Source organism: Demequina maris, assembly GCF_000971155.1.
Classification (GTDB): domain Bacteria; phylum Actinomycetota; class Actinomycetes; order Actinomycetales; family Demequinaceae; genus Demequina; species Demequina maris.
The window spans coordinates 16,353-41,317 of the sequence record NZ_BBLX01000001.1; the positions used below are offsets into that span (position 1 = coordinate 16,353).

Consider the following 24,965-nt stretch of genomic DNA (forward strand, 5'->3'; position numbering starts at 1 on the left):
GATTCATGCGTACCGAGCGGAACGTCTTCTTCATCCCCGCTGCCTTCTTCTTCCTGGCGGGCACGGCGTACGGGATCTTCACCCACTGGGCCGAGTGGGTGGGCGTCACGGCGATCTACCTCACCGGCGGCATGTTCATCATGGTCGCGGTGTACTTCCACATGCTGGCGAACCGTCACGGCAAGCGCGCGGAGGACCGCCACGACGCCGAGATCTCGGACGACTCCGGCGAGCAGGGCGTCTTCGCGCCGTGGAGCTGGTGGCCGCTGGTGTGCGGCCTCGGCGCCGCGCTCGCCTTCGTCGCCCTCGCGGTCGACTGGTGGATCATGGCCCCCGCGGCCGTGGTCGGCATCATCGGCCTCGTCGGCTGGGTCATGGAGTACTCGACCGGCCAGCACGCGCACTGAGCGGCTGAGCGCCTAGGCAGCAGGAGCGGCCCGTCCCGGAAGGGGCGGGCCGCTTCGCTGTTCCCGGCGGGCCCACCAACCCCGTTCCACCAACCCGGGAGCCGGACCGATCGCCGATCGCTCCTCCATAGGTGCCGGAAGCAGCACCTATGTAGGAGCGGTGGCCCAGCGATCCGACAGAGCTGCCGCGTCGATGCCACCACAAGAGGCCCGACGGGCACCCACAAGCCGCGCCCAGGCCGATGTCCCCGGCCCGTCCGTGGCGCGTCGCGTCCGCGGCGACGGGACGATGCTCGAGCTCGCTGCCTCTCGCCACGCCACGATCGACGCATGGATCCGGTGAGGCTGGTGGCGCAGCGGGGCGGCACGATGCGGCGTGCGGCCGTGCTCGGGGAAGGAGCGACCCGGTGGGCCCTCGATGGCGCGCTCGAGGACGGTCGTCTCATCGCTCCGGCCCGTGGGGTGATCGCGCTGCCGACCCTGTCGGAGCCGCGGTTGGAGGCCGCGCGGCTCCGGTCGCGTCTCACGTGTGTCTCGGCCATCGCGGAGGCGGGGTTGCCGGTAATGCCGCGCACGCGGGTCGTGCACCTCGCGGTCCAGCCGGGAGGTCGCACGTCGGGGCGTGCCGCGACTCACCGGTTCCACTTCGCGAAGGAGTGCGGCAGCTCGCTCGCGCCGATGTCCGTGCCTGCCGCGCTCGATCACGCGGGCAGGTGCGTCGGTCCGCGTGCGCACCTCGTGATGCTCGACGCCGCATTGCGTCGGGGACTGGTGCGAGGAGCCGATCTCGACGGGTGGATGGCGACGGCGAGAGCGCGGCGGAACTGGCTCCTGGCTCGCGCCGATGCGCGCGCGGAGTCCGCTCAAGAGACGCTGGCCCGCATCGATCTGGTCGAGTCGGGCCTGCGCGTGGTGCCGCAGGTGTACGTCGACGGCGTGGGCCGGGTCGACCTGGTCGTCGAGGGAAGACTGGCCCTCGAGATCGACGGGCGCAGCTCTCACGACGGCGACGATGCGTTCACGCGTGACCGGACCCGCGACCGCGCGATCCTCAGGCGCGGCGTCCTGGCGGCGCGCTTCACGGCAGCCGAGGTCGAGGCCGCCAGGCCCGGTGAGGTGGCAGCGGCCGTGCGGGGCATCCTCGGCGCGCACCGGCGAGTGGGCCGAACGATCGCGTGATGCGGGCGAACCGTTCGGGTACCGGCTGGCGGTACAACTCGCACGCCGGATCGCCGCGCCGTTGATCCGACGGGAAGGCTGGAACCGGCACGCGTGCAGGTGCGTTGCGCGATCGATCCGACATGCGTGTCGGCGGAGAGGCCGGCCAGGCTGTCCACCACGCCGTGACCACGCTGTCGGCCGCGCGCGGCAGAATGGTCACCGTCGCATCGTCCCCAGCGTCGGGAGCCCCCATGACCGAGTCCGCCCATGCCGCCGACGCCCACGACCTCATCCGGGTCGAGGGCGCGCGGGAGAACAACCTCAAGGACGTGAGCCTCGAGCTGCCCAAGCGACGGCTGACCGTCTTCACCGGGGTGTCCGGGTCGGGCAAGAGCTCGCTCGTGTTCGAGACCATCGCGGCCGAGTCGCGGCGCATGATCAACGAGACCTACAGCTCGTTCATCCAGGGTTTCATGCCGTCGCAGTCACGCCCCGACGTCGACGTGCTCGAGGGGCTCACCACCGCGATCATCGTCGACCAGGAGCCCATGGGCGCGAACGTTCGCTCCACGGTCGGCACCGCGACCGACGTGCACGCGATGCTGCGCATCCTCTACTCGCGCCTGGGCGACCCCCACGTGGGCGCCCCGCAGGCCTTCAGCTTCAACGTGGCGACGTCGGCGGGCTCCGGCTCGGCGACCGTGACGCGCAAGGACGGCAGCACGGTGCGCGAGCACCGCGAGTACTCGGTCACCGGCGGCATGTGCGTGCGCTGCGAGGGCACCGGGCGGATCAGCGAGCTCGACCTCACGCAGATCTACGACGAGTCGCGGTCACTGGCCGAGGGCGCGATCACGATCCCCGGTTTCACGGCCGACGGGTGGGCCGTGCGCATGTACACGGAGTCCGGCTTCCTCGACGCGGACAAGCCCATCCGCGATTACTCGAAGCGCGAGCGCGACGACCTGCTCTACAAGGAGCCCACCAAGGTCAAGGTCGCCAACATCAACATGACCTACGAGGGGCTGATCCCCAAGATCCAGAAGTCGATGCTGTCGAAGGACCCGGACGCGATGCAGCCGCACATCCGTGCGTTCGTGGACCGGGCCGTCACCTTCGCGACGTGTCCCGACTGCGACGGCACGCGCCTGAGCGCCCTCGCGCGCTCGTCGCTGATCCGCGGCGCCTCGATCGCGGACCTCGCGGCGATGCAGATCTCCGACCTGGCGGACTGGATGCGCGAGCTGGACGAGCCCTCGGTGGCGCCGCTCCTGGCCGCGCTGCGGGACACGCTCGACTCGTTCGTGGAGATCGGGCTGGGCTACCTGTCGCTCGACCGCGCGGCCGGCACGTTGTCCGGGGGAGAGGCGCAGCGGACCAAGATGATCCGCCACCTCGGCTCGGCGCTCACCGACATCACGTACGTGTTCGACGAGCCGACGGTCGGCCTGCACCCCCACGACATCGCGCGCATGAACCGCCTGCTCGAGCGGCTGCGCGACAAGGGCAACACCGTGCTCGTGGTCGAGCACAAGCCCGAGACCATCGTGATCGCCGACCACGTGGTCGACCTGGGGCCGGGCGCCGGCACCGCGGGCGGCGAGATCTGCTTCGAGGGCTCGGTGGAGGGCCTGCGAGGGTCGGAGACGCTGACGGGGCGCCACCTGGGCTACCGCGCGACGCTCAAGGACGATGTGCGGCCGGCGAAGGGTGCGATCGAGATCCGTGGCGCGGCCGCGAACAACCTGCGCGACGTCGACGTGGACGTGCCTCTCGGGGTGCTCACGGTGGTGACGGGCGTGGCGGGCTCGGGCAAGAGCTCCCTCATCCACGGCGCGATACCCGCGGACGCGGGCGTCATCACCGTCGACCAGCGGCCGATCAAGGGCTCCCGGCGCTCCAACCCCGCCACCTACACCGGCGCGCTCGAGCCCATCCGCAAGGCCTTCGCCAAGGCCAACGGCGTCAAGCCCGCGCTGTTCAGCGCGAACTCCGAGGGCGCATGCCCCGTGTGCAAGGGCGCGGGGATGATCTACACCGAGCTCGGCGTGATGGAGACCGTCGCGAGCGTGTGCGAGGCCTGCGAGGGCCGCCGGTTCAACGACGAGGTGCTCGAGCTGCTCCTCGCGGGCCGGTCCATCGCGGACGTGCTCGAGATGCCCGTCGCCGATGCGCACGACTTCTTCTCCCAGGGCGACGCCAAGAACCCCGCGGCGGCGAAGATGGTGGGCCACCTGGTGGACGTCGGGCTCGGCTACCTGGCGCTGGGCCAGCCCCTCACGACCCTGTCGGGCGGCGAGCGCCAGCGCCTCAAGCTCGCGACCCACATGGGCGACAAGGGCGGCGTGTACGTGCTCGACGAGCCCACGACAGGCCTCCACCTCGCCGACGTCGCCCAGCTCCTCGCCCTGCTCGACCGGCTGGTGGACGCGGGCAAGACGGTGATCGTCATCGAGCACCATCAGGCGGTCATGGCGCACGCGGACTGGGTCATCGACCTCGGCCCGGGGGCAGGACACGACGGCGGCACGGTCGTCTTCGAGGGCACGCCGGCGGATCTGGTGGCGGCGCGCTCGACCCTCACGGGTGAGCACCTCGCGGCGTACGTGGGGGAGTAGGCCCGCGCGTCAGGCTGCGGGGCGGTCGCGCGTGTCGCGCGCGGCGAAGCCCGCCACGCCCACCAGCCGCGCGATCACGACCGCGACGAACAGCGTGCCGAGCACGGCCTCGAAGGACCACAGGGCGCGGGCCCATGGCGCGATGGGCACGATGTCGCCGAACCCGAGCGTCGCCAGCGTGACGTAGCTGCCGTACAGCAGGCCCTGCCACGTGAGGGTGCTGCCGGCGGCGTTCGGATCGAGGAAGCTCCCGGGGCTCGTGTGCTCGAGCAGCCCGGACACCGCCCCGAACACGCCGCCGAGCAGCAGGTAGGCGCACACGGCGAGGAGCAGCAGGTCGACGGTGCGGGCACGGTCGGGCGGGTGGACGAGCGATCCCACGAGGTTCACCACGAGCGCGAGCTGCAGCAGGCCCACGCCCGCGAGCATCGCGGCGGTCGCCTGCGCATCGTCCTGCTGCACGGAGAACCACGTCGCGGTGCCGACGAGCACGATCGAGGCCACGAACAACGGCCAGCGACGGCGACGGTCCCGGTTGGCGGAGTGGATGCTGAACGCGACCACGCCGATGTACACGAGCAGGTACACGGTGGTCCACCCGCGCCCCTCGTACGTGATCGGGTAGCCGAACTGGAGGACCACGAGGGTCGCCAGCAGGAACCACAGCATGGGCCGGTCGCGCGCGGCCTCGGACGCGCTCGTCGCGGGGCTGGGGCCGTCGTTCGCCATGCCTCCACCGTAGCGTCGCGCCTGGTCCCGGCGCAGGAGGACCCGGCACGCGACAGGGGCGGCCTCCCCGGAGGGAGACCGCCCCTGAGGACGATGCGCGGGTGCCTAGGCGACGATGAGGCCCTGGGTCGCGGTCGCGGTGATGAAGCGCTGCTGGACGTTGTCCCAGTCGACGACGTTCCACCACGCGTTGACGTAGTCCGCCTTGACGTTCTTGTACTGCAGGTAGAACGCGTGCTCCCACATGTCGAGCATGAGCAGCGGGATGAGGCCCACCGGCACGTTGCCCTGCTGGTCGTAGAGCTGGACGATGATGAGCTTCTTGCCGATGGTGTCCCACGCGAGGATCGACCAGCCGGAGCCCATGATGGTCATGGCGTTGTTGGTGAAGTGCGCGCGGAAGCCGTCGAACGAGCCGAAGTGCTCGTCGATCGCGGCCGCGAGCTCGCCGTCGGGCTTGTCGCCGCCGTCCGGGGACATGTTGGTCCAGAACACCGAGTGGTTGGTGTGACCGCCGAGGTTGAAGGCGAGGGCCTTCTCGAGACCCGCGATGGCGCCGAAGTCGCCGCTCTCGCGGGCGCCGGCCATCTTCTCGAGGGCGGTGTTCGCGCCGGCCACGTACGCGGCGTGGTGCTTGCTGTGGTGCAGCTCCATGATCTCGCCGGCGATGTGCGGGTCGAGGGCGCCGTAGTCGTACGTGAGGTCCGGCAGCGTGTAGTCGGCCATTCTTCCTCCAAGGTCGGGCCGCGGCGCCGATGCGGCGCGGCCGGGTTTCCGGGAACGCTCCGAGCCTAGCGATCGCCGCCGGTCGGAGCGAGGTGGGACACCCGTGACAACCCGCCCTCGTGCCAGGGAATTCCGGCACCGTGCGACCGGGCTCCGGCGCATCGTCCCCGGGAACGCCGAAGGGGCGCCGGGCCGATGCCCGACGCCCCTCCTGGACGATGCTGCTAGTGGTGGCCGTGCTCCTGGGCCTCCGCGAGCTCCTCCGCCGTGACGGGGGAGATGCGCTTCTCGAAGTAGATCCGCGACAGCCACTGCTTGAAGCGGTCCCACCGGTAGCCCTTGCGGCGCACGCCGCGGTCGTTGAACTCCGGCTCGATCTCGAGCGGCGCGATGTCGTCGTGCTGGATGAGCACCCAGCGCTCCTCGTCGGTGAGCGGCTCGTGGACCTCGACGTACTCGCCGTGCTCGTGACGGACGATGCGGCCGGTCTCCTTGCCGTGCAGCACCAGCTCGCGGTCCTTGCGCTGGAGGCCGAAGCAGATGCGACGGGTGATCCAGAACGCGAGGGCCGGCAGGACGAAGATGCCGATCCGGAAGAAGTAGGTGAGGTCGTTGAGCGACAGGTGGAAGAGGTTCGCGATGATGTCGTTCGAGCCCTCCATCACCAGCACCACGTAGAACGTGATGAGGGCGACGCCGATGCCGGTGCGGACCGGGGCGTTGCGCGGACGGTCGAGCACGTGCTTCTCGCCGCGGTCGCCCGTGGCCCACGCCTCGATCCACGGGTACAGCGCGAGGAAGCCGAAGAACAGGCCGGGCAGGATCAGCGCCGGGACCAGGAGGTTCCACGAGAGCGTGTAGCCCCAGATCTCCCACTCCATCGGGATGACGTCGAACAGCCAGCCCGGCATCAGGCGCAGCGCGCCGTCGACGAACAGGATGTACCAGTCGGGCTGGGTGCCCGCGGACACCGGCGACGGGTCGTACGGGCCGTAGTTCCACACCGGGTTGATGGTGAAGATGGCCGCGACGAGGGCGACGATGCCGAAGACGACGAAGAAGAAGCCGCCGGCCTTCGCGGTGTACACCGGGAAGAGGGGGAGGCCCACGACGTTCTTGTGGGTGCGGCCGCCGCCCGGGTACTGGGTGTGCTTGTGCAGGAACACCAGGAACAGGTGCAGCGCGATCAGCACGAGGATCAGGCCCGGCACCAGCAGGATGTGCATGGTGAAGAGGCGGGGGATGAGGATCTCACCGGGGAACTCGCCGCCGAAGATCCAGTACGAGATGTACTCGCCGACGATCGGGATCGAGCGGGTCACGCCCTCGATGATGCGCAGGCCGTTGCCGGAGAGCACGTCGTCGGGGAGCGAGTAGCCCGAGAAGCCGGCCGCGAGCGACAGGATCATCAGGGTGAAGCCGACGAGCCAGTTGAGCTCGCGCGGCTTGCGGAACGCGCCGGTGAAGAACACGCGCGCCATGTGGGTGACGATCGCCGCCGTGAACAGCAGCGCGGCCCAGTGGTGGATCTGGCGCATGAGGAGGCCGCCGGGGACCTCGAAGGACATGTGCAGCGTCGAGGCGAACGCCTCCGACATCTCCACGCCCTGCATGGTCGCGAGCGGGCCGTCGTACTCGACGATGGTCATCGACGGCACGAAGAAGGCCGTGAGGAACACGCCCGACAGCAGCAGCACGATGAACGAGTACAGCGCGATCTCGCCCAGCATGAACGACCAGTGGTCGGGGAAGAGCTTGCGCGCGAAGAACTTGACGAACCCGCCGATCGAGGTGCGCTCGTCAATGTAGTTCGCGGTGCCGGCGGCGGCGGAGTCGAGACGTGCGCCCATCAGTGGCTGCTCCCCTCGGTGTCGTCGTCGGCGTGCAGGCCGTCGGACGTGTCATGGAGGCGCGTCCAGTAGGACGGGCCGATGGGCTCGTGGAAGTCGGACTGGGCCACGATGTAGCCCTCGTCGTCGACCGCGATCGGCAGCTGCGGGAGCGGACGCTTCGCGGGGCCGAAGACCACCTTCGCGCCGTTGGCGACGTCGAACGTCGACTGGTGGCACGGGCACAGCAGGTGGTGGGTCTGCTGCTCGTACAGCGCCACCGGGCAGCCGACGTGGGTGCAGATCTTCGAGAAGGCGATGATGCCGTCGAACGACCAGTCCTCGCGGCCCGGCTGGAGGTTGAGGTCGCGCGGGTCGAGACGGAGCAGGAGGACGACGGCCTTGGCCTTCTCCTCGATCTTGTGGTGCTCGAGCTCGTTGAGGCCCTCGGGGATCACGTGGAACGCGGAGCCGATGGTGACGTCCGACGCCTTGATCGGGGTGCCGTCGGGGTCGCGCGTCAGACGCATGCCCTTGCGCCACATCGTGTGGCCGAAGTTCGAGATGTTCCAGTCCGCGCCCATGTTGCCGATCTGCGGCCACAGGAGGGCCAGGGGAGCGGCGAGCAGCGCGGTCAGCATCGAGCCGATGAGCACCGGACGACGCTTGACGCCGCCCAGGCCCGAGTCCTCGGCGCCGTCCTTGAGGTTCTGGATCGCGCCCTCGCGCGCCTCGTCCGACGAGCGGAGCGCGTGGCGCTCCTCGACCATCTCGTGGTCGCGCATGAGCGTCTTGGCCCAGTGGATCGCGCCGAGGCCGATGCCGATCATGGCGAGGAAGATGCCGATGCCGATCGCCATGTTGACGAAGCGGATCGAGTCGATCTCGTCGGTCATGTCGAGCGCCATGTAGGAGCCGATGGCGACGATCGTGCCGACGATGGACACGCCGAAGAGGGCCGCGGTCTGTCGCTCGGCCTTCTTGTCGGCCTTGGGGTCGACGTCCGCGCGGCGGGGACGGTGATACGGCAGGCCGGGGTTCTCGAAGCCGTTCTGCTTCTCCGAACCCTCCGGGCCGTGCTCGGTGGGGTTCTCAGTGGTGCTCATGAAGAACGGGCTCCGATCCACACGGTGCTGGCGATGATGAGTCCGAGGGCGACGAGCCACCCCCACATGCCCTCGGCGACGGGGCCGATGCTGCCGAGGCGGAGACCGCCCGGCGAGCCCTCGTCCTGGGCCTTGAGGTAGGCGATGATGTCGCGCTTGCCCTCGGGGTCGATGTTCGCGTCGTTGAACACCGGCATCGACTGCGGACCCACGAGCATGGCCTCGTAGATGTGCGTGGGGGTGGTCTCCCACAGGTTCGGGGCGTACTTGCCCTGCGTCAGGGCGCCGCCGCCGCCGACCGAGCCGTGGCACATGGCGCAGTTCGTGCGGAACAGCTCCATGCCGTTCGCGGCGTCGCCCAGCGCGGGGTCGACCTGCTCGGCGGTGGGGATGGCGGGACCGGCGCCCAGCGAGGCCACGTACGCGGCGAGCTGGGAGATCTCCTCCTCGGAGAACTGGGGACGCTTGGCGATCGCCTGCGGGCCCGAGGCCTGCATCGGCATGCGGCCGGTGCCGACCTGGAAGTCGACGGCCGCGGCGCCCACGCCGACGAGCGACGGCGCGACGCCGTCGGTGCCCTGGGCGTCGAGGCCGTGGCACGAGGCGCAGTTGGCGGCGAAGAGCTTCTGGCCCTCCGTTACGTCGTCGGCGGTGGCCGTGGTGGCCTCGGCGGACGATGCGGTGGAGACGGCGGCGGCGATGCCGGCGATGAGCGCAAGCAGCAGCAGGACGAGGACGACCGGCGCCGCGCGGTGGTAGCGGTGACGTGCGAGTGCGTTCACGATGATCAGCCCTTACTGGATCAGGTAGATCACGGCGAACAGCGCGATCCACACCACGTCGACGAAGTGCCAGTAGTACGAGACGACGATCGTGGTCGTGGCCTCGTGCGTGCCGAACTTCTTCGCGGCGAACGAGCGCGCGAGCACGAACAGCATGGCGATGAGCCCGCCGAGCACGTGCAGGCCGTGGAAGCCGGTGGTCAGGTAGAAGACGGAGCCGTACGGGCTCGACGAGATCGTCAGGCCCTCCGAGATGAGCGCCGCGTACTCGTACACCTGGCCGGCGATGAACACCGAGCCCATGATGTAGGTGAGCACGAACCACTCGTGCATGCCCCAGCCCTTGAACTGGTACAGCTTCCCGGTGCGTCGGCGCTGGTAGCGCTCGGCTGCCCACACGCCCGCCTGGGCGGTGAAGGAGGACAGCACCAGGACGGTGGTGTTGGCGAGGGCGAAGGGGATGTTCAGCAGCTCGGTCTTGTCGGCCCAGACCTCGGGAACCTGAGCGCGCAGCGTGAAGTACATCGCGAAAAGACCCGCGAAGAACATCAGCTCGGAGCTCAGCCACACGATGGTGCCGACGGCTACCTGATTGGGCCGGGTCGCGTGGATGGGCGACGGCGCAGTCGTGGCGTGGGACATAGGTCCCATTAAAGCGTACGGAGCACCCGGGACTCACCATCCAACGGCCGGGAGCGGTGGCGTGTTCCCGATGCCGCGTCCGAGATGTCCGATCGGACGCGCGGCGGGGCGGAGCGCCCCAGGTGTCGTGCCAGAATGGGCGCCATGAGCGACGTGGTCAAGCACGAGTCCGGGGACGTGGACGTCCGCAAGGCTCGCATCCTCCTGTACAGCGACGATCGCAACGTGCGCGAGAAGGTGCGCTTCGCGGTCGGGCCGACCACCCACGGCCGTCCCATCGAGTGGACCGAGACCGCGACGCACGCCGCCGTCACCGAGCAGCTCGACCGCCACGCGTTCGACCTCGTCATCCTCGACGGCGAGACCGCGAAGGTGGGCGGCATGGCCGTGGCGCGGCAGATGCGGCACGAGCTGTACGTGTGCCCGCCGATCCTGCTGCTCGTCGGCCGCCCCGGCGACGCCTGGCTCGCCACGTGGTCCGAGGCCGATGCGGCGGTGTCCCACCCGCTCGACCCGTTCGTCGTGCGCGACGCGGTCGACTCGTTCTTCGCGCCCGCGACCGCCTGAGGCCCGCGACGATGGCGACGCTCCAGGACCTGCTCGCGCGCCTCGTCGAGCATGAGGACCTCACCTCGGAGGAGACGGCGGCGGTCATGGACTCGGTCCTGACCGATTCCGCGTCGCCCGTCGCGATGGGTGCGTTCCTCGCCGCCCTGCGCGTGAAGCGGGAGACGCCCGCGGAGGTCGCCGGCCTCGCCGCCGCGATGCTCGAGCACGCCATCCGCTTCGAGGTGCCGGGCCGCACCGTCGACATCGTCGGCACGGGCGGCGACGGCGCCCACACCGTCAACATCTCGACGATGGCGTCGATCGTCATCGCGGGCGCGGGCCCGACCGTGGTGAAGCACGGCAACCGCGCCGCGACCTCGAAGTCCGGCTCCGCCGACGTGCTCGGCGCGCTGGGCGTGCGCCTCGACCTGCCCGTCGAGCGCGTCAAGGAGCTCGCGACCGAGGTGGGCATCACGTTCTGCTTCGCGCAGGTGTTCCACCCGTCGATGCGCTTCGCGATGCCGATCCGCAAGGAGCTGGGCATCCCGACGACCTTCAACATCCTCGGCCCGCTCACCAACCCCGCGCAGCCGCAGGCGACCGCGATCGGCTCCTCGTCGCTGCGCGTGTCGCCGGTGCTCGCGGGCGTGATCGCGTCGCAGGGCCGCGAGGCGCTGGTCTTCCACGGCGACGACGGCCTCGACGAGCTCGCGCCCACCGGCGCGGCCACCGTATGGGAGGTGCGCGGCGGGGGAGTGACCGAGCTGCGTCTCGACCCGGTGGGCGACCTCGGCCTCGACCGCATCGTGCTCGAGGACCTGCGCGGAGGCGAGGCGGAGGAGAACGCGGCGGTGGTCCGGGACATCCTCGCCGGCGCCACCGGCCCCGTGCGCGACACCGTGGTGCTGAACGCCGCCGCGGGCCTCGTCGCGGACGCGACGCTGCCCGGAACCGCGAGCGGGACGTTGGTCGAGCGCTTCGAGGCGGGCATCGAGCATGCCGCGCGCGCGATCGACACGGGCGCCGCGTCCGACCTGCTCGACCGCTGGGTCGCCGCGACCCAGGCCTGAGGCCCCGCGAGACGAGAGGCGGCTCGGCCGTTCAGCCCTGCGCGCCGCGGACCAGCGGCCGCGCGTCGCGGTCGGCGCGCCGCGCCTCGACCCAGCGTGCGTGGCGTCCCGCCCCCGCGACCGGGCTCGACCACTCGCCGTCGACGTACAGCAGCCGGGTGCCCGGCGTCTCGATCCACCGCGACACGAGCTCGCGCTCCTCGATCAGCACGTCCTCCTCGAGGCCGAGGTCGCCCGTGCGCGCCCGGAGCCGGTCCGCGGCGTCCCACACGCCCTCGGTCACGCGCTCGGTGCCGACCATCGCGCCGGCGCGGAAGGCCGCCACGTCCCAGCCGTCGTCGACGCGACGGACGGCGACGATCGCGCACCGGCCGAGCGAGGCGAGGCGCTGCGCCCGCATCGCGCCGTCGATCACCGCGCTGACCCCGTCGCGCAGCTCCGCCGCGCGCTCGTAGTCGAGCGCCTCGGCGCGCTCGGTGATCTGGCGCTCCAGCGCGGCCACGACCGGCGACGGGTCCGCGAGGAGGGCGTCGCGCGCGGCGTCCGCGGTGGCGTCGTAGCCCGACTCCGCGCCGCGCACGCATGGCGCCGCGCAGGCGCCGAGGTCCTTGAGTAGGCACGCGCGAGCGTTGGCGCGGGGCGTGATGGGCAGCCGTGTGGTGCAGGTGCGCACGCCGAGCGCGCCTTGCAGCACCTCGATCGCGAGCCGGGCATCGGAACCGGACCGCATGGGTCCGAGCGCGCCCTCGGGTCCCGCGACCGACCTCGAGACCACGAGGCGCGGGTACCGCTCGTCGGTGAGCCGCACCCACGGGGTGCGCTCTGGACGCGCGGAGCGGCGGTTGTAGCGCGGCCGGTGCTCGGCGATGAGGCGCACCTCGCGGACGTTCGCCTCGAGCTCCGTCGCGCACACGATGGTGTCGACCCCGACGGCGAGCTCGAGCATCTCGCGGATCGAGCGGCGCTGCTCCCCGGTGGTGAAGTACGACTTCACGCGCGCGCGCAGGTTCTTGGAGGTGCCCACGTACAGGCGCTCGCCGCGCGGCCCGCGGAACGTGTAGACGCCGGGCCGGGCGGGCACGCCCTCGGCCATCGAGGCCTTCTTGCGGATCGCCTCGGGCATCGGGTTGCGCAGCGCGTCGAGGTCCTCGCGGTGCGTGATGCCGAACGCCGCGATGCGCTCGAGCATCTTGTGGAGGATCTCCGAGGTGGCGCGCGCGTCCTCGAGCGCGCGGTGGTTGGGCTCCACCACGGTGCCGAACACGCGGGCGAGCGTGGACAGCTTCTTGTTGGGCGCCTCCTCCTTGGTGGTGGCGCGGCGGGCGAGCGTGACGGTGTCGACCACCTGGTTGCCGGGCCAGCGGTACCCGTGCTCCTTGCACGCGGCCCGCAGGAAGCCCGTGTCGAACGGCGCGTTGTGCGCGACGAGGACCGCGTCGCCGAGGAACTCGAGGAACGAGGGCAGCACCGTCTCGATCCGCGGCGCGGCGACGAGCATCGCGTCCGTGATGCCGGTGAGCGCGACGATCATCGGGGGGATCGGCATGCCGGGGTCCACCAGGGTCTGGAACTCGCCGACGACCTCGCCGCCCCGGGTCTTCACGGCGCCGATCTCCGTGATGCGCGCCGTGCTGGGCGACGTCCCGGTGGTCTCGAGGTCGACCACCACGAACGTGGTGCGGTGCAGCGGCTCGCCCACGTCCTCGAACGAGCGCTGCTGGTGCAGGAGCTGCTCGACTGTGGAGGAGGGGCCGGTCATGCGGACGACCGTACGTCAGCCCTCCGACAGCCACGCCGTGCTGTCCCCGGAACGGTGCTTGACCAGGCATCACATTGCGATGTCAGACCCCCTCCCTAGCGTGGGAGACGTCGTGAGGAGCACGGCGCACGTGCGGGAGATGCACGGGACACCGGTGACGGGAGGGCAGTGGGATGCTGATCGATTGCGACTCGTGCGAGATGCGCGGCCGGGGCTGCGGCGACTGCGTCGTGTCGTTCCTGACGATCGAGGTGCGGCCGACGGACAGGTCGCGCGTCGAGCTCGACGACGACCAGGCGAACGCGCTCGACGCGCTGTCCGCCGGCGGCCTCGTGCCACCGCTGCGGCTCGTGAGGCCGCCGCGCGCGAGCTGACGCGCGGGAGCGCGCCGGGGGAGGGGGTCCACCGGCGCGCCCCGAGGCTGACGGCGTAGGCCGTCAGCGTCCGGCGCCGTGGCGCCGGAGGACGGTGCCGTCCGGGTCGTACGTCATCCGGACGGTGTCGAGGCGGTCGACCGCGACGCCCACGAGCGTGCGCTGCGCGACGGGGCGCTCGACGAAGTTCGCGTACTGGTGCTCGCCCACCCACGGGCCGAGCGCGGCGAGCGCGAGGTCGACCATCGCCGAGGCCTGGTCGAGCGTCGCCGCGGGGGTGGCCGGGGCGATCGCGACCGCCGCCACGACGCCGTCGAGGCCGGTGAGCGCCGCATCGTGCCCCTCGCCCAGGGCGAGCGCCCCGCCGAGGTGACGGAGGTCGGCGGCGACCACGCCGGCGCACTCGGGGCTGTCGATCGCGGACAGCCATGCGTCGATGGCGTCCTCGTCGAGCGACGACAGCACCACGCCCTCGGCGGCGCCCTCCGACGGGTCGGGCGGGTCCATCGCGAGGTGGCCGAGCGCCTCGAGCGGCGCCGGGCCTACGTCGTCCATGAGCGGCTCGAGGGCGCGCAGCGGCGCGAGCATGCGGTCCGCCAGCTCGGCCGAGCCGACGACGGCGGCCTGCACCAGCACGAACGAGCCGCCGCGGATGGGCTCGGGCAGCTCCTCGAGGTCCGGGAAGCGGAGCACGCGCGCGGTGGAGGTGATCTCGCGGGGCAGCGCCGGGAGCATGCGGGCCCAGGTCGTGAGCACCTCGCGGGCGCGCTCGCGCGGCCACCACAGGCTGCCCGCGGTGAGGCGCGGCACGTCGAACAGGCGCACCGTGAGCTCGGTCACGACGCCCGCGCCGCCGCCTCCGCGCAGCGCCCACCAGAGGTCGGCGTGCTCCGAGGGCGAGGCGATGAGCACCGCGCCGCCGGGCAGGGCGACGCGCGCGGACACGATCGATCCGGCGCCGAGGCCGTGAAGCCGGCCGAGCCAGCCGATGCCGCCGCCGAGGCAGTAGCCGACGACGCCGACGGTGCGCGAGGAGCCGGACAGCCCGGCGAGCCCGTGCGGGGCCGAGGCGTCGAGCACGTCGCCCCACGTCGCGCCGGCGCCGACGGTCGCGGTGCGCTGCTCGGGGTCGATCACGACGTACGACAGGGCCGCGGTGCGGAGCAGGATCGCGCCGGAGACGTCGCCGAGCGCGATCGCGCCATGGCCGGTGCCCTGAGGTGCGACGCGGAGGTCCATGCGCGCCGCGAGTCGCAGCGTGCGGGAGACGTCCGCCTCGGAGCGGGCGAGGACGACGGCGACGGGCCGCTGGTCGACGCCCAGCTGCCACGCGGCGCGGGCGGCGTCCCAGTCGGGGTCGGAGGGACGGACGACGTCGCCGTCGAGGAGGGCGGCGAGGTCGTCGAGGCCGGCGTCGAGCGCGGTGCCGGTCAGGGTGGTGCGGTGCGGGTTGGAGACGGTGGTGCGGGCGGCCGGTGTGGCGTCGAGCGCAGCGGTGGACAGGGACATGGTGGGTTCCTCCGGGGATGGATTCGCCACCATGCTGTTCCTGTCCGTTTTGTCCGACCAGCCCCGAGTTGTGGTGCCACCCGGTCGGGTGCCCCCCGCGCGAGGGGCATCCGGCATGGCGTGCCGTGCGAAGCCCCTGGCACGGGAGGCGCGGGGACGCGACGACGCCCGCCGTGACCGGGGTCGCGACGGGCGTCGGGCGTGGTGCGGCGGGCGGATGGCCCTCAGCGCCGGGGGAACCGGGCGCCGATCGCGGGGCGTGAGGTGCCCGCGTAGGGCACCTCCACGAGGGCGATCTCGGACCGCTCGGCCGCGGTGAGGTGCGGGAAGCGGGCGCCCACGGGGTGGGCGGGGACCGCGCGCGTCCGGGTGACGCGCTCGGCGGTCGCCGTCGGCTGGTGGCGGCGGGGGAAGCGGGCGCCCACCGGTGCCGGGACCCGCACGAGGGTGCGGTGGATGCTCGGGCCGGCGTGGATGCTCGCGAGGGTGGTGGCGGTCATGGTGACCTCCGGGGTAGGTGGTGCCTCCAGGCTGCGAGCCCCCGCATCGTCCCCGCCAGCCCCGAGTTGTGGTGCCACCCGCGATGGTGTCCCCAGCGCGCGGGGCATCCGGCACCTCGTGACGTCAGCGCGGCGCGGGCGCGTAGAGCGCCTCGATGTCCTCCGCGAAGTCGCGCAGCACCTGCGCGCGCTTGAGCTTGAGCGACGGGGTCAGGTAGCCGTTGTCGACGGTGAAGTCGTCGGGCAGGATCTCCCACTTGCGGATCGACTCGGCGCGCGAGACCGCACCGTTCGCCCTGGTGACGGCCTTCTCGAGGTGCTCGAGCACCACGGGGTCGGCGGCGGCCTCGGCGACGGTCAGCTCCGGGCGGCCGTGCGCCTTGAGCCAGCCGGGCAGCGCCTCGGCGTCGAGCGTGAGCAGCGCGCCGATGAAGGGCCTGCCGTCGCCGACAACCACGCACTGGCTGACGAGCGCGTAGCCGCGGAGCCGGTCCTCGAGGACGGCGGGGGCGACGTTCTTGCCGCCCGCGGTGACGATGATCTCCTTCTTGCGCCCGGTGATGAAGAGGTAGCCCTCGTCGTCGACGCGGCCGATGTCGCCCGTGTGGAACCAGCCGCCCTCCATCGCCTGCGCCGTGGCCTCGGCGTTGCGGTGGTAGCCGGAGAAGAGCATGTCGCCGCGCATGAGGATCTCGCCGTCGTCGGCGATCTCGACCTCGAAGCCGGGCAGGGCCGGCCCGACGGAGCCGATCTTCGACAGCCGCGTCCGGTTGACGTGCGACGCGGCGGTGACCTCGGTGAGGCCGTACCCCTCGAGCACCTGGAGCCCGAGGCCGTTGTAGAAGTGCCCGAGGCGCTCGCCGAGCGGAGCGGATCCCGAGATCGCGTGGCGCGCGCGTCCGCCCAGCACCTCTCGGATCTTGGACAGCACCAGGCGGTCGGCGACCGCGTGGCGCGCCTTGAGGGCGAAGGACGGACCGGCCGGCGTGGCGAGCGCGCGCGAGTAGTCGATCGACTGCTTGGCCGCCCAGCGGAAGATCCTCACCTTGCCGCCGGCCGCGGCCTTCTGCTCGGCCGAGTTGTAGACCTTCTCGAACACGCGCGGCACCGCGAGGATCAGCGTGGGCTGGAAGCTCGCGAAGTAGGGCACGAGCTTGCGCGAGTCGGGGCAGTAGCCGATCACGGTGCCCGACGCGAGCAGCACCACCTCGACCAGGCGGGCCAGCGAGTGCGCCAGCGTGAGGAACAGGACGGTGCTCGCGCCGTCGAAGAGCAGCACGTCGTCGAGCTCCTGCTGGATCCCGTACGTGTGGCGCACGAAGTTGAGGTGCGTGAGCACCGCGCCCTTGGGACGGCCCGTGGTGCCGGAGGTGTAGACGATCGTGGCGGGGGAGTCGAGCGTCGCGAGCGCCGAGCGTTCCTCGACGACGGAGTCCGGGATCCCCGCGCCGGCGGCCCTCAGCTCGTCCATGCAGCCGTCGTCGATGACGAGGACCTCGCGCAGCGGGCTCTCGGGGTCCTGCGCCACCTGGCGCGCGAGCTCCGCGTGCGCCTCGGTCTCGACGACCAGCACGGCGATGTCGGCGTCCGACGTGATCCAGTCGATCTGCGACGCGGACGACGTGTCGTAGATCGGCACGGGCAGCGCGCCCGCGGTCCAGATGGCGACGTCGAGGATGGACCACTCGATGCGGGTCCGCGCCATGATGCCGACGCTCTGGCCCGGCTCGATGCCGCGCGCGATGAGGCCCTTGGCGGTCGCGGTCACCATCGCCTGCGCCTCCGCGCCGGTGACGTCGATCCAGCGGTCGTCGGCGTCCGCGTAGCGCATGACGACGCGGTCGGCGCGCTCGCGCCAGCCCGCCGAGATCAGGGCGACGATGTTGGGCGCGTAGTCGGCGCGGTCGGGCTGGCTCATCGTTGGGACTCCCGTGGCAGTAGGGGGGACGTCACAGACGATAGCCTTGACGCAGACCCCAGTGACACCTCGAAGGGCAACGAAGCATGCATGCAATCGGCGTAGACATCGGCGGCACCAAGATCGCCGTCGGTGTGGTCGACGAGGACGGCGCCATCATCGCCAAGACGAAGCGCAAGACGCAGCCGCAGGATCCCGCGAGCATCGATGCCGCGATCGCCGATGCGGTGGCCGAGCTCGCGGCGGACCACGAGTTCCACTCGGTGGGCCTCGCGGCCGCGGGCTTCGTCTCGTCGGACCAGGAGCACGTGCTCTTCGCCCCGAACATCGCGTGGCGTGACTACCCGCTCGCGGAGAACGTGCGCCGCCTGCTCGGCCGCGACGACGTCGCGGTCGTCGTGGAGAACGATGCGAACGCCGCCGGCTGGGCCGAGTTCGCCTTCGGCGCGGCGCGCGACGTCGCGCACATGGCGCTGCTCACCATCGGCACGGGCCTCGGCGCCGCGCTGGTCGTGGACGGCAAGCTGGTCCGCGGCGCGTACGGCTTCGCGGCCGAGCTCGGCCACCTCCGCGTGGTGCCCGGCGGGCACCCCTGCGGCTGCGGTCTGCGCGGCTGCTGGGAGCAGTACGCCTCCGGCTCGGCGCTCACCCGCGAGGCGCGTCGCGCCGCGCTCGAGCGCCCGGTGCGCGCCGCGCGCCTGCTCGAGCTCGCCGGCGGCAGCGCGATCGACATCCACGGCCCGCAGGTCACCGAGGCCGCCATGGAGGGCGACGAGCTCGGCATCGAGCTGCTCGCCGAGCTGGGCCGCTGGATCGGCGAGGGCTCCGCGTCGCTCGCCGCCGCGCTCGACCCCGAGCTCTTCGTCATCGGCGGCGGCGTCGTCGCGGCCGGCGACCTGCTGCTCCACCCGGCCCGCGCCGCGTTCGAGGACAACCTCCCCGCGCGCGGCCACCGCCCCATCGTCCCCATCGTGCCGGCGCAGATGGGCAACGACGCGGGCATCGTCGGCGCCGCCGACCTGGCCCGAATCGCCGCCGCGAACCGCTAGGACACCATGAGCGATACCTACTACCGTCTCTTCAAGCACGTGCTCCTCGGGCCCGCGCTCAAGGGCGTGTACAAGCCCTCCGTGGAGGGCGAGGAGCACATCCCCGAGACCGGTGGCGCGATCCTCGCGTCCAACCACCTGTCCTTCTCCGACTCGGTGTTCCTGCCCGTCGTGATCTCGCGCAAGGTGGTGTTCCTCGGCAAGGAGGAGTACTTCACCGGCAAGGGCCCCAAGGGCTACGCGACCAAGGCCTTCATGGAGGGCGTCGGCACCATCCCCGTGCACCGCGGGGGAGGCCGCGCCTCCGAGGCGGCGCTGCGCACCGGCCTCCAGGTGGTGCAGGGCGGCGAGCTTCTCGGCATCTACCCCGAGGGCACCCGCAGCCCCGACGGCCGCCTGTACCGGGGCAAGACCGGCGTGGCGCGCCTCGCGATCGAGTCCGGCGCGCCCGTGATCCCGGTCGCGATGATCGACACGAACATCGCCCAGCCCATCGGCCAGAAGGTGCCCAAGCGTCACCCCATCGGCGTGAGGATCGGCGCGCCGATCGACCTGACCGAGTTCGCCGGCCGCCAGGACGACCGCACCGCGCTGCGCGAGGCGACCGACCGCATCATGGCCGCGATCGCCGAGCTGTCCGGCCAGGAGTACGTCGATCGCGACGCCGCCCTGGTCAAGCGCGAGCTCGCGAAGCAGGACCCGGAGGCGGGGGCGTAGGCCTCCCGTCCCGGTGCCGCGCGCATCGGCGCGCGCCTAGAATGACCACGAATTCCGCAAGTCTCAAGACGAAAGGTCCGTCATGTCGGTTCGCCGCGTTGCACTCCTGACCGCCGGTGGGTTCGCCCCCTGCCTCTCCTCCGCGGTGGGAGGCCTGATCGAGCGCTACACCGAGATCGCCCCCGAGGTGGAGATCATCGCCTATGAGCACGGCTACTGGGGCCTGCTGCTCGGCAAGAAGATCGTGATCGACGACGAGGTGCGCAAGCACGCCGGCCTGCTGCACGAGTTCGGCGGCTCGCCCATCGGCAACTCGCGCGTCAAGCTCACCAACGTGGCCGACTGCGTGAAGCGCGGCCTCGTCCAGGAGGGTGAGGACCCGCTCGCGGTCGCCGCGGAGCAGCTCAAGGCCGACGGCGTCGACGTCCTCCACACCATCGGCGGCGACGACACAAACACGACCGCCGCCGACCTCGCCGCGTACCTCGCGGAGAACGACTACGGCCTGACCGTCGTGGGCCTGCCCAAGACGATCGACAACGACGTGGTGCCGATCCGCCAGTCGCTCGGCGCCTGGACGGCCGCCGAGGAGGCCGCGAAGTTCGGCCGCAACATCATCGGCGAGCACCGCTCGGGCCCGCGCATGCTGATCGTGCACGAGGTCATGGGCCGTGCCTGCGGCTGGCTCACCGCCGCCGCCGCGATGAAGTACCGCCAGGACCTCGAGACCCGCACGTTCCTGCCGGGCATCGGCCTCACCAAGGAGCGCTGGGACATCCACGCCGTCTACGTGCCGGAGTCGAAGATCGACCTCGACGCCGAGGCCGCGCGCCTGCGCGCCGTGATGGACGAGGTCGGCAACGTCAACATCTTCCTGTCGGAGGGCGCCGGCGTGCCCGAGATCATCGCGGAGATGGAGGCCTCGGGCCAGGAGGTCAAGCGCGACCCGTTCGGCCACGTCCGCCTCGACGAGATCAACCCCGGCCAGTGGTTCGCGAAGCAGTTCGCGGAGAAGCTGGGCGCGGAGAAGGTCATGGTCCAGAAGTCGGGCTACTTCTCGCGTGCCGCGGCCGCCAACGCCGAGGACCTGCGCCTCATCAAGTCGATGACCGACTACGCGGTCGAGTGCGCCCTGCGCGGCGAGCCCGGCGTGATCGGCCACGACGAGGAGGATGGCGACCGCCTCAAGGCGATCCCGTTCCCGCGCATCGCTGGTCACAAGCCCTTCGACACCTCCACCCCGTGGTACGTCGAGACCCTCGAGGCGATCGGACAGGCGTAACCACATGACTGAGGCTGCCCTGGCGGCGGCGGGCGTCGACTCGTACCTCTCCAAGGAGGCGAGGCAGCAGCCGCAGTGGCCCGATGCCGCTGCGCTGCGACGCGCGACCGACCGTCTCACGCAGGTCCCCCCTCTGGTGTTCGCCGGCGAGGCGGACGGGCTGCGCGCGCAGCTCGCCGCCGCGTCGCGCGGCGAGGCGTTCGTCCTCCAGGGCGGTGACTGCGCGGAGATCTTCGCGGAGGCCACCGCGGACCGCATCCGCAACAAGATCAAGACCATCCTCCAGATGGCCGTCATCCTCACGTACGGCGCCTCGACGCCGGTCGTGAAGATCGGCCGCATGGCGGGCCAGTACGCGAAGCCGCGCTCGTCGGACACGGAGACCCGTGACGGCGTGACGCTGCCCGTGTACCGCGGCGACATCGTCAACTCCTCCGGCTTCACGGCCGAGGAGCGGATCCCCGACCCGCAGCGTCTCGTCGACGCGTACCACGTGTCCGCCTCGACCCTGAACCTGATCCGGGCGTTCACCCAGGGCGGTTTCGCGGACCTGCGCCGCGTCCACCAGTGGAACAAGGGCTTCTCCGCGAACCCGGCGTACGCGAAGTACGAGCAGTTCGCCTCGGAGATCGACCGTGCGGTGCGCTTCATGGCGGCCGCGGGCGGCGACTTCGAGGCGCTCAAGACGGTCGAGCTGTTCTCGAGCCACGAGGCGCTGCTGCTCGACTACGAGCGTGCGCTCACGCGCATCGACTCGCGCTCGGGCCTCGCGTACGACTGCTCGGCCCACTTCCTGTGGATCGGCGAGCGCACGCGTCAGCTCGACGGCGCGCACGTCGAGTTCCTGTCCAAGGTGCACAACCCGCTCGCGGTGAAGCTCGGCCCGACCGCCACGGCGGCGGACGCGGTCGCGCTCGCCGAGCGCCTCAACCCGGACAACGTCGCCGGGCGCCTCACGTTCGTGGCCCGCATGGGCGCGGACAAGGTGCGCGACGCGCTGCCCGGGATCGTCGAGGGCGTGCGGGACTCGGGCGTCACGGTCACGTGGCTCACCGACCCCATGCACGGCAACACGTTCACGTCGGACTCGGGCTACAAGACCCGCAAGTTCGACACGATCCTCGACGAGGTCACCGGCTTCTTCGAGGTGCACGAGGCGCTGGGCACCGTCCCCGGCGGCCTGCACGTGGAGCTCACCGGCGACGACGTCACCGAGGTCCTCGGCGGCACCGAGAAGATCGACGACGAGGGCCTGGCCCGGCGCTACGAGACCAAGGTCGACCCGCGCCTCAACCACCAGCAGTCGCTGGAGATGGCGTTCCTCGTGGCCGACCTGCTCGCGCGTCACAACGCGCGCAAGCCCCAGGACGCCGACGAGCTCGCGTAGCCCGCGCATCGTCCACGACGCCCCGTCCCGGTCCGCCGGGGCGGGGCGTTCCGCATCCCGGCGGAGGGACGATGCGGGGGATCAGTTGTAGACGAGGACCAGCGAGGTGTCCTGCTCGACCTCGGCGCCCGGCACGAGCGACTGGTCGACGATGGAGCCCTTCGAGCTCCACGGCCACTTCGGGTACAGGCTGACCTTGAGGTTGTCGTCCTTGGCGGCCTTCTCGGCGTCCTTGACGTCCATGCCGACGTAGTCGCCGACGGTCACGAGCGGCGGGCCGTCGGAGACCGTGATGGTGATCGAGTCGAGGCGGTGTCCGGCGGCCCCGGCCTCGGGGCTCTGCTGGAAGACCTCGCCCTCGGGTGCCTCCGTGGTGCGCGTGTGCTCGACGCCCACGTTGAGCCCGTACTCGTCCTGGAGGAGCGCGACGGCCTCGTCCTCGCTCATCCCCGTGACGGCGGGGAACTCGATGGGCTCGGGGCCCGCCGAGACGACGAGCGCGACCGGGGTGTCGTGGCGCACGGTCTGGCCGGCCTTGGGCGACATCGACATGACCTGGCCCTCGGGCACGGTGTCGGAGTACTTCGTGGTGACGTCCCCGAGCGGCAGCTCGAGCTCGGCGAGGCGCTCCTCGGCGGCGTCCTGCGAGCGCCCGACGAGCTTGGGCACGTCCGTCATGCGGGGGCCCTTGGACACGGTGATGCCGACCGTGCCGCCCTCGAGGATGCGCGCCTGCGCGTTGGGGTCCGTCGCGATGACGATGCCCTCGGCGACCTCGTCGTCGAACACGCGGGTGACGTCGGGCGTGAGCCCGGCGCCCTCGAGGATGGTCGTGGCGTTGGCCTCGGTCTCGTCGACGACGGACGGCACGGTCGTGTAGGCGCCCGGGCCGATGGAGTTGTACCACCAGAAGCCGCCGCCGCCGAGGACGAGGACAGCGACGAGGATCGCGGCGATCCACCAGCCGGCGCGGCGGTCCGTGCGGGCCGGCTCCTTGGCCTCGGGGTCGTCGTCGGGCAACGCCTCGAGCTCCGCGCCCACCGCGGGGAACGGGTGCCCCAGGCCGATCGGCAGCGCGACGGTCGAGCCGGCCGCCGGCGCCGCGAGCACCGCGGTCGCGTCGGAGTCGTGCAGGGTCGCGGTCGAGCCCGACGGCGGGTCCGCGCGCCGGGAGAGCGTGAGGTCGTCGAGCATCGCCAGGGTCCGGCGCACCTGCTGCAGCGCCGCGCCCGCGTCCTGCGGGCGGGCGTCCGGCTCGCGCGAGGTGAGCGACTCGACCAGCTCGTCGATCTCCGGCGGGAGCCACGCGACCACGCTCGACGGCGCGGGCACGTCCTCGTGCACGTGCTTGGTCGCGACCTGGATCGCGGTGGTGCCGGTGTGCGGCTGGCGCCCGGTCACCATCTCGTAGAGGAGGACGCCGGAGGCGTAGACGTCGGTGCGCGCGTCGGACACGCCGCTCGTGATGAGCTCGGGGCCCAGGTAGGCGACCGTGCCGAGGATGGTGCCGGAGGTGCTGGACGTCACCTCGGTGACGGCGCGCGCGAGGCCGAAGTCGGCGACCCGGGGGCGGCCGTCGGCGTCGATGAGCACGTTCTCCGGCTTGACGTCCTGGTGGACCAGGCCCTGGCGGTGCGCGGAGGCGAGCGCGTCGAGGACCTGCTCGAGGGTCGTGAGCGCCTCGCGCAGCGACATCGGGCCGTCGAGCTCGAGCCGCTCGCGCAGGTTCACACCGTCGACGAACTCCATCGTGAGGTACGAGACGTCCTGGTCGACGCCCTGGTCGTAGACCCGCACCACGCCGGGGTGGGTGAGCCGCGCGGCGGCCTTGGCCTCGCGGCGGAACCGCGCGACGAACTCCCGCGAGTTGGGGTCCACCTCGAGGTGCGGGTGCATCACCTTGAGCGCGACATCCCTCTCGAGACGGCGGTCGAAGGCGAGGTACACCGTCGCCATGCCGCCCGCCGCGATGCGCTCGCGCACCTCGTAGCGGCCGTCGATGACGCGGCCGAGGAGCGGGTCGGTGAGGGTGTCGGACACGGTGATCATTCTAGGCGGCGAGTCTGTGAGGTCCCGCAGCGCCCGGGCGGCGCGCCGCACCGGCGGGGGACGATGCGGCACCGCGCCGGGCGGCCGGGTCACCTGAAGCGCGCCATCAGGGCCTTCACGCTCGCCACGTAGCCGACGGTGTCCGAGTGGTAGCCGTGGTCGCGCACGGCGGCCGCGCCCTGGTAGTACCCGGCGATCGCATCGTCCACCTTGGAGAAGCTGCGCGTGAGGTAGCGGAGGATCAGGATCCCGGCGGTGACGTTGTCCTCGGGGTCGAGCAGGTCGAGGCGGCGCCCGGCCATGTCGGAGGCCCAGTCGCCCGAGGTGGGGATCACCTGCATGACGCCGACCGCGTTCGCGGGGGACACGGCGCGCATGTCGAAGCCGGACTCCTGGTATGAGACGGCCTGCGCGAGCGCGGGGTCCACGCCGTACTTGCGGGCGGTGCGGATCACGAGCGCCTGCATCGCGTCGCGCGACGGCACGGAGCGGGCCAGCAGCGTCGCCTTGTTGCGGTTCGCGGCGTCGACGATGTCGCGCGCGTAGGTGCGGCCCGCGAAGGTGTCGCCCACCAGGCCGGTGGCCTGCCCCGTCGCGCCGGGCACCGTGAGGCGCTGGCCCACGAAGATCGTGGAGGCGTTCGCGAGGTTGTTGGTGCGGGCGAGGGCGGCGACGGTGGTGCCATGACGCTGCGCGATCGCGGACAGCGTGTCGCCGGCCTTCACGGTGTAGTGACCGGTGGTGGTCTTCTTGGTGGTGGTCGTCTTCTTGACGACCGTGGTGGCGGCTCCGGGGATGGTGA

General features: G+C 71.6%; 22 protein-coding genes. 10 read left to right on the forward strand and 12 right to left on the reverse strand.

Going from position 1 to position 24,965, the window contains the following annotated elements:
* Positions 1–5 precede the first annotated feature (5 nt).
* The 3 genes from AOM02_RS00090 (at position 6) to AOM02_RS00100 (ending at position 4,186) form a co-directional block, all read left to right on the forward strand.
* Entirely contained in the window at positions 6–407 is a 402-nt protein-coding gene (locus AOM02_RS00090) for a cytochrome c oxidase subunit 4 (RefSeq protein WP_062295369.1), read from the forward strand.
* Between the two features lie 738 nt (positions 408–1,145).
* On the forward strand, positions 1,146–1,586 hold the full coding sequence (locus tag AOM02_RS14405; RefSeq protein WP_169746570.1) for a putative endonuclease domain-containing protein: 441 nt from the start codon (positions 1,146–1,148) through the stop codon (positions 1,584–1,586).
* Between the two features lie 194 nt (positions 1,587–1,780).
* Complete coding sequence (locus tag AOM02_RS00100; RefSeq protein WP_174442414.1) at positions 1,781–4,186, forward strand: ATP-binding cassette domain-containing protein; 2,406 nt, start codon at positions 1,781–1,783, stop codon at positions 4,184–4,186.
* 9 nt (positions 4,187–4,195) lie between these two features.
* On the opposite strand, the gene AOM02_RS00105 is transcribed toward AOM02_RS00100, so the two are convergent.
* From AOM02_RS00105 to ctaE, 6 genes are all read right to left on the reverse strand, one after another.
* Positions 4,196–4,915 carry a potassium channel family protein gene (locus AOM02_RS00105; protein WP_062295375.1) on the reverse strand — a complete coding sequence of 240 codons (720 nt, stop codon included), beginning with the start codon at positions 4,913–4,915 and terminating at the stop codon, positions 4,196–4,198.
* A gap of 105 nt (positions 4,916–5,020) precedes the next feature.
* A complete protein-coding gene (locus tag AOM02_RS00110) occupies positions 5,021–5,641 on the reverse strand; it encodes a superoxide dismutase (protein WP_062295377.1) in 621 nt (206 codons plus the stop codon).
* Between the two features lie 224 nt (positions 5,642–5,865).
* Positions 5,866–7,491, reverse strand: coding sequence for a cytochrome bc1 complex cytochrome b subunit (qcrB, locus tag AOM02_RS00115; protein WP_062295379.1), 1,626 nt, complete (start codon positions 7,489–7,491; stop codon positions 5,866–5,868).
* The gene (qcrA, locus tag AOM02_RS00120; protein ID WP_062295381.1) at positions 7,491–8,576 is read right to left on the reverse strand and encodes a cytochrome bc1 complex Rieske iron-sulfur subunit; all 1,086 of its coding nucleotides are present in this window, start codon (positions 8,574–8,576) and stop codon (positions 7,491–7,493) included. The genes qcrB and qcrA overlap by 1 nt, the downstream gene beginning before the upstream one ends.
* Positions 8,573–9,358, reverse strand: coding sequence for a cytochrome bc1 complex diheme cytochrome c subunit (qcrC, locus tag AOM02_RS00125; protein ID WP_062295383.1), 786 nt, complete (start codon positions 9,356–9,358; stop codon positions 8,573–8,575). Before qcrC ends, qcrA begins: the two co-directional genes overlap by 4 nt.
* Before the next feature lie 12 nt (positions 9,359–9,370).
* On the reverse strand, positions 9,371–10,000 hold the full coding sequence (gene ctaE / locus AOM02_RS00130) for an aa3-type cytochrome oxidase subunit III (protein WP_062295385.1): 630 nt from the start codon (positions 9,998–10,000) through the stop codon (positions 9,371–9,373).
* A 144-nt stretch (positions 10,001–10,144) separates the two neighbouring features.
* Here ctaE and AOM02_RS00135 point away from each other — a divergent pair, with 144 nt between their 5' ends.
* The gene (locus AOM02_RS00135) at positions 10,145–10,567 is read left to right on the forward strand and encodes a response regulator (RefSeq protein ID WP_062296186.1); all 423 of its coding nucleotides are present in this window, start codon (positions 10,145–10,147) and stop codon (positions 10,565–10,567) included.
* An 11-nt stretch (positions 10,568–10,578) separates the two neighbouring features.
* Positions 10,579–11,619, forward strand: coding sequence for an anthranilate phosphoribosyltransferase (trpD, locus tag AOM02_RS00140; RefSeq protein ID WP_062295387.1), 1,041 nt, complete (start codon positions 10,579–10,581; stop codon positions 11,617–11,619).
* A gap of 31 nt (positions 11,620–11,650) precedes the next feature.
* On the opposite strand, the gene AOM02_RS00145 is transcribed toward trpD, so the two are convergent.
* Complete coding sequence (locus AOM02_RS00145; RefSeq protein WP_062295389.1) at positions 11,651–13,378, reverse strand: DEDD exonuclease domain-containing protein; 1,728 nt, start codon at positions 13,376–13,378, stop codon at positions 11,651–11,653.
* A 173-nt stretch (positions 13,379–13,551) separates the two neighbouring features.
* On the opposite strand from AOM02_RS00145, the gene AOM02_RS00150 reads away from it, so the two are divergent.
* On the forward strand, positions 13,552–13,752 hold the full coding sequence (locus tag AOM02_RS00150) for a hypothetical protein (protein WP_062295391.1): 201 nt from the start codon (positions 13,552–13,554) through the stop codon (positions 13,750–13,752).
* A 63-nt stretch (positions 13,753–13,815) separates the two neighbouring features.
* Here the strand turns inward: AOM02_RS00150 and AOM02_RS00155 are convergent, their stop codons facing one another.
* The 3 genes from AOM02_RS00155 to AOM02_RS00165 form a co-directional block, all read right to left on the reverse strand.
* Complete coding sequence (locus AOM02_RS00155) at positions 13,816–15,261, reverse strand: FAD-binding oxidoreductase (RefSeq protein WP_062295393.1); 1,446 nt, start codon at positions 15,259–15,261, stop codon at positions 13,816–13,818.
* A gap of 224 nt (positions 15,262–15,485) precedes the next feature.
* Positions 15,486–15,761 carry a hypothetical protein gene (locus AOM02_RS00160; RefSeq protein WP_062295395.1) on the reverse strand — a complete coding sequence of 92 codons (276 nt, stop codon included), beginning with the start codon at positions 15,759–15,761 and terminating at the stop codon, positions 15,486–15,488.
* A gap of 124 nt (positions 15,762–15,885) precedes the next feature.
* Positions 15,886–17,679 (reverse strand): AMP-dependent synthetase/ligase, encoded by a 1,794-nt coding sequence (locus AOM02_RS00165; protein WP_062295397.1) that lies wholly within the window; start codon positions 17,677–17,679, stop codon positions 15,886–15,888.
* A gap of 86 nt (positions 17,680–17,765) precedes the next feature.
* Between AOM02_RS00165 and AOM02_RS00170 the strand changes: the two genes are divergently transcribed.
* The 4 genes from AOM02_RS00170 to AOM02_RS00185 all read left to right on the forward strand — a co-directional run bounded on the left by AOM02_RS00170 (position 17,766) and on the right by AOM02_RS00185 (position 22,114).
* Entirely contained in the window at positions 17,766–18,728 is a 963-nt protein-coding gene (locus tag AOM02_RS00170; RefSeq protein ID WP_062295399.1) for an ROK family glucokinase, read from the forward strand.
* 6 nt (positions 18,729–18,734) lie between these two features.
* Positions 18,735–19,445, forward strand: coding sequence for a lysophospholipid acyltransferase family protein (locus AOM02_RS00175; RefSeq protein WP_062295402.1), 711 nt, complete (start codon positions 18,735–18,737; stop codon positions 19,443–19,445).
* Between the two features lie 82 nt (positions 19,446–19,527).
* Positions 19,528–20,727 carry a pyrophosphate--fructose-6-phosphate 1-phosphotransferase gene (locus tag AOM02_RS00180; protein WP_062295404.1) on the forward strand — a complete coding sequence of 400 codons (1,200 nt, stop codon included), beginning with the start codon at positions 19,528–19,530 and terminating at the stop codon, positions 20,725–20,727.
* Positions 20,728–20,731: 4 nt separating this feature from the next.
* Positions 20,732–22,114, forward strand: coding sequence for a class II 3-deoxy-7-phosphoheptulonate synthase (locus tag AOM02_RS00185; protein WP_062295406.1), 1,383 nt, complete (start codon positions 20,732–20,734; stop codon positions 22,112–22,114).
* A gap of 81 nt (positions 22,115–22,195) precedes the next feature.
* Here the strand turns inward: AOM02_RS00185 and pknB are convergent, their stop codons facing one another.
* Positions 22,196–24,154, reverse strand: a complete 1,959-nt coding sequence (pknB, locus tag AOM02_RS14410) for a Stk1 family PASTA domain-containing Ser/Thr kinase (RefSeq protein WP_169746571.1) — start codon at positions 24,152–24,154, stop codon at positions 22,196–22,198.
* A 98-nt stretch (positions 24,155–24,252) separates the two neighbouring features.
* A partial coding sequence (locus AOM02_RS14415; protein WP_169746572.1) for a lytic transglycosylase domain-containing protein occupies positions 24,253–24,965 on the reverse strand: 713 nt, incomplete at its 5' end.